Genomic DNA, 4,714 nt, shown 5'->3' on the forward strand with positions numbered 1-4,714 from the left:
GCGCTTTGCGGTGCTGCTGGCCGAGCGCCACGGGCACGCGCAACTCACCGCCGAGCATCTGCGCCAGGGCCTGGCGCGTGAACTGCGCAAGGAAGGGAGGACGGCATGAGCCGCGCTTGGCATACGCTGGCCCGCTGGGGGCTGGTTCTGAGCCTTTGCTTGGCAGTGCCTGCACCGCACTCCGGCATGGTGTCCGCTGCTGGAGGGAACCCCACTCCGGCGCGGGCCAACGGCGCGGCTTCCGAGGTTGCTGCAGCTTCCGATGCGGCGGTGGTTTCCGGCGTCTCCACTGCTTACGGCCCTGTGCTGACTTCTGCCGCCTCTACAGCGCCTACGGCTCCTGGTGCCTCGCAAAAGCCTAGTGCTTCTGCGCCTGCCGCTTCCGCGGCAGCCTTGGCCGGCGCGGGCACATCGGGTGCTACTGCGGCTTCTGCAGCTTCCGGCACCGCTCCAGGGTCCGCAGTTGCAGGCGCATCCGGTGCTTCGGCAACGGCAGCCACCGCCACCGCGGCTGTCCTTGCCGCGCCCGCTACCGGCAAGGGCAAGCCGTCACTGTTGAATGCGGACACGCAGGCTTGCCCAACGGTCGATACAGCACGTGCCCGTACCGGGGCCTGCATGCCGGCCAACGATCCGCTGACGCTGCAAAAGACCACCGTGCCCACGTTGCCGAGCGCGGTTGTCAACCAGCCCTACCTGTACCGCTTCCAGGCAAGCGGTGGCCAGCCGCCTTACACGTTCGCGGAGATTGGTCACGATCTGCCCGACGGGATCACGCTGGCGCCGGATGGCAGCGTTGCCGGTACTGCCGGCCAGAGAGGCCGCAAGACGTTCACGCTGGAGCTGCGCGACCAATCGGGGCAGGCGCTACGCCAGCGCTTCGTGCTGAACGTGATCGAGCCGCGTGCATCGCAGAAGCCATCCGTCAAGCCGGCTTCCGCTCCCGCCGCACTGACGCCGATCGAAACGCTGCCAGTTGCCGCCGCGCAGACACCACTGGCCCAGCGGGGATTGATCACCACCTATGTGCTGACCGACGATGTGCTGAAATTGATTCACCCGGCCGCTGCGGAGGCGGCGCCGGCCACGGATGCCGCCTCCGGCGTGCAGGCCGGTGCGGTGACAGTGGTCAATGCCGCTCCGGCAACGGCAGCGGTGCCCCAGCCCCAGCAACCTCAAGCTGCCGCCGGTTCAGAAGGCGATGCCCTCGATGCGCTGGACGATGCTGGCGCGACGCAGTTGGCAGCGTTGCTGGAGCCGCTCATTGGTGTGGAATACCCCACGCGTGCGCTGTTCGCAGCAGCCCTCGATGCGCGGGTTTGCACTTACGCCGCCGCGCTGACCGATCGGGCAGCGGTGGACGGCAAGCAGGCCTCGCCAACGGCCGAGCAGTGGCGCCAGCGCTGCGCCGTTGCGTGGCAAGGGTCACCGTCGTCCAATCCTGCAACGCTGCCGGCTACTGCGCAGGTCAAGTGGCAAGACCTGCCGGTCACGCTGCTGCCGGTGCGCGTGCGCACGTGGCTGATCGACGAGGCCAGACAGGAGCGCGACGCGGAAGCCGGTAGCGCGCTCGGCTGGTCCGGCACCGGCTGCAATTGCCTGGTGGGTCCGTCGAGCGGGCAGGTCATCGGCGTGGTGCCGAACTGGAGCGATCCGCAGAAGGGGCCGAAGATCGATTTCAGCCTGTATGACCGACTGCTCATGTTTGCGCAGCCGTTTGACGACGATGGCAACGTCACACCGCTCCAGCCGCAGGAAAGCCAGATCGAGTTTTTTCGCGCGGCGCGTCGCTTCGGTACCAAGATCGACCTGACGATCTACCGCAAGGATTGGCAGTTCCTGCAGCGCTTGCCGGCCGATCACCAGCCCCGCATTGCAGCGCAGATTGCCAAGCAGGCAGTACAGATGATCGACACGCCGCTCGAATCGTTCGGCCAGCGCTGGCAAGACCGCGTGCCCGGTCTCACCGGCGACAAGCACCTGGGCCACGGCCTGACGGTGTACCTCGACAATCTGCCGGCTCCTGGCGATAGCGGCTATGCGGTGTTTGATGCATTCCGCCGGCAACTGCTCTCTGCGCTGATTGCTGAGTTGCGCCGCGGCGGGCGGCCGTACACATTGAACTTGATGATCAACGGCCGCGACCTGATTCCGGCGCTGCGCGAGGGTAGCCCGATCGGGCCGGTCAAGGACCGGAGCGCGGCACCGAAGCAGACAAGCTGGACGATTGAGCGCCTGTTCGATCTGATGGTGGAGGCCGAGGCCCCGCATTTCGAGGGTGGTCGCATCAGCTCCAATGCAAACGGATACCGCAGCAACACCAACGTCACGCTCAACTACGTGGTGCTGCTGCCCGAGCCCAGCAAGATCAACAAGAAGGTGCTGCGAGAAACCATCGAGAGCGTTGAGACTACGCCGGAGCTGCTGGGTACCAACCGTGCGATTTTCCTGCGGCGCGTGTTGCCACTGGTGTCTGTTGGCAGTGCCACACCGAAGCAGTTTGCTGACGACATGGCCTACTTCAACGATAACTTTGGCGGCGTGGTGCTGTGGCCGCAGCCCGAAGCGGACGCCGAGCTGACCAGCATGGTGGAGAAGACCGTGCGCAGCACGCTGCTGGTTGGCGAGCCCACGGAGAGCTCGCTGTGCAACCTGGTCTGCGACTGGCGCTGGCTGCTGCGCTTCGTATTCGGGCTGCTGCTTGGCAATGCGCTGCTGTCGCTACTGCTCTACCTGACGTCGTGCCGCATCCGCGCGCTGGGGCGGCCATACCAGCTTTACCTGCTGTTGGCCGGCATCGTGCCGCTTGTCATCGGTGGGTTGCTGTTGCGGTGCGATCCGGATATCGCCAATACGGGGCTGAGTCGACAGTTGCTGGTTGGCGTGCTGGTGGCGGTGATCCTGAGCCTGTTGTTTCCGTTGTTGAAGCCGAAGGCGGAGAAGCCCTGAACCCTGGAGAGGATCATGAAAGCGCCGAAGGAAAGTCAGTCAGAGGCCGTGCAGGCGAGGCCTGACACGCACGAGCCGGAGGGCGCCGTCCAACGTCGAGTGGACGAGGGGCCGCGCCAGCAGGCTCAGCGCGATCGGCTGGCGCAGTTGCAGGCGGACGGCAACCGCAACGGTTTGCCGCAAGCGTTGAAGAGCGGCATCGAGTCGCTGTCCGGACTGGATATGAGCGACGTGCGCGTGCATCGCAACTCGGCAAGGCCGGCGCAACTGCAGGCGCATGCGTATGCCCAGGGTAGCGATATCCATCTCGCGCCGGGGCAGGAGAGGCACCTGCCGCACGAGGCGTGGCATGTGGTGCAGCAGAAGCAGGGGCGGGTCAGGGCGACGGTGCAGCGCAAGGGCGAAGTCGCCATCAATGAAGATGCCGGGCTCGAGCGGGAAGCGGACGCGATGGGGGCTTTGGCGCTGCAGAGACAGGCCAGCGGGCCTGTGGATTTGCCGGTTGCCCCGGCCGCGACATCCGTAGTTCAGATGGTGAAATACCGTCGGAAAAAAAACGGCACATTTGATCAAGTCCCGGATGACTATGCCAAGAAGCCGAAGGAGAAGGTTTTCAGTGAAGATGAATTCTTGGCATATTGTCAGAAACAAGGCCTTGAAAACGCGCATGTCACTGAGATCCGAACGCGACGCGCGAAGGAGGCACGCAAGCAGGCACGGGCGGCTCGGCGCGCGCGCGTCACGCCAGGACAAATGCCCGCCGCACACGCTGGCAAGCAGATCAAGGCCCCGGCGGTGGTCAAGCAAGAAGACAACGCACCTGCCGACCTGGTCTATCGTGGCATGAGCGTGAACAATATTCGCAACCTGCAACGCGGCGAGCCCGCGGTGTTCACCGCACAGGCACCGACGGGCGCGGCCAATGCGGTTGATCATATCGTCGACGATAGCCCCGAGTCCCCCTATCTGTCGTTCGAGGCTGGGGGGCTGGGTATCAGCGCAGGCAAATATGCGCCGAAACCCGTTGATGCCAACAACAAGCCCCACGATGTGGTGCAAAACGCTGATGGGTTCCTGAAGCAGGAAAAATCATATACCCGTGCGTCGCGCCGGCGACATCCCAATGCCAAGCGCATCGGCTACGTCGGGGGCATTCCCGCCGATGCCGGAACGGAGCGGCTCGACGTCTCCACGGCGCCCAAGGCTGCGGCAGCGCTGGGGGCGGAAGCCCTTGGCAGCCAGGCGCGCCGCGACAAGGCGCAACAACTGGCGGTCGCCGACAAGGAGGTCCTGGTGAAGCCGGGGGCGGCTGGAATCGCTCCGGCCAAGGTGCCCTTGGTTGCCAGTGTGAAAGAGGTCAACGAAGCCTACTATCGCAAGCATGTCGCCCGTCAGACCTCGCGCAAGGCGCTGGCGTATTACAAGCCGTCTGGTGAGGGTGCGGCGCCTGTGTACACCAAGGTCCAGATTCCGGCAAACAACGCGCAGTACAAGTTCGATATCCCGGAGGATCTGCGTCGGACCGATGAAGACAGTGAAGCCGAGATGTCCGATAACGAGGACATGAATCTCGAGGACTATGACGGTGACGATGACGACTAGCCATCAGGGGCGGCGATAGAAAGCCGCGCGTGTAGTGTCCTGGGTCCACGGAGAGTTGTACATGAAAGAGAAGAAGCCGCCGGCTGCCACTACACGCGAAGCGCACACGGATACCCGGTTTCCCAACGGGGCAGTCCAGCGTGCGGTGGATGGCAGCACGCGC

Annotated in this window: 2 protein-coding genes; both read left to right on the forward strand. The window is 64.7% G+C overall.

All coding sequences use genetic code 11. The annotated features are described in order from the left end of the window. Positions 1–105 precede the first annotated feature (105 nt). Positions 106–2,949: an Ig domain-containing protein gene (locus tag JHD73_RS26610; RefSeq protein WP_199033151.1), complete on the forward strand. Its 2,844-nt coding sequence runs from the start codon at positions 106–108 to the stop codon at positions 2,947–2,949. 15 nt (positions 2,950–2,964) lie between these two features. Beyond that, positions 2,965–4,551, forward strand: a complete 1,587-nt coding sequence (locus JHD73_RS26615; protein ID WP_199033152.1) for a DUF4157 domain-containing protein — start codon at positions 2,965–2,967, stop codon at positions 4,549–4,551. The last annotated feature ends 163 nt before the right edge of the window (positions 4,552–4,714 follow it).

The sequence above is a fragment of the Ralstonia sp. ASV6 genome (assembly GCF_016429285.1).
GTDB classification, from domain to species: domain Bacteria; phylum Pseudomonadota; class Gammaproteobacteria; order Burkholderiales; family Burkholderiaceae; genus Ralstonia; species Ralstonia flaminis.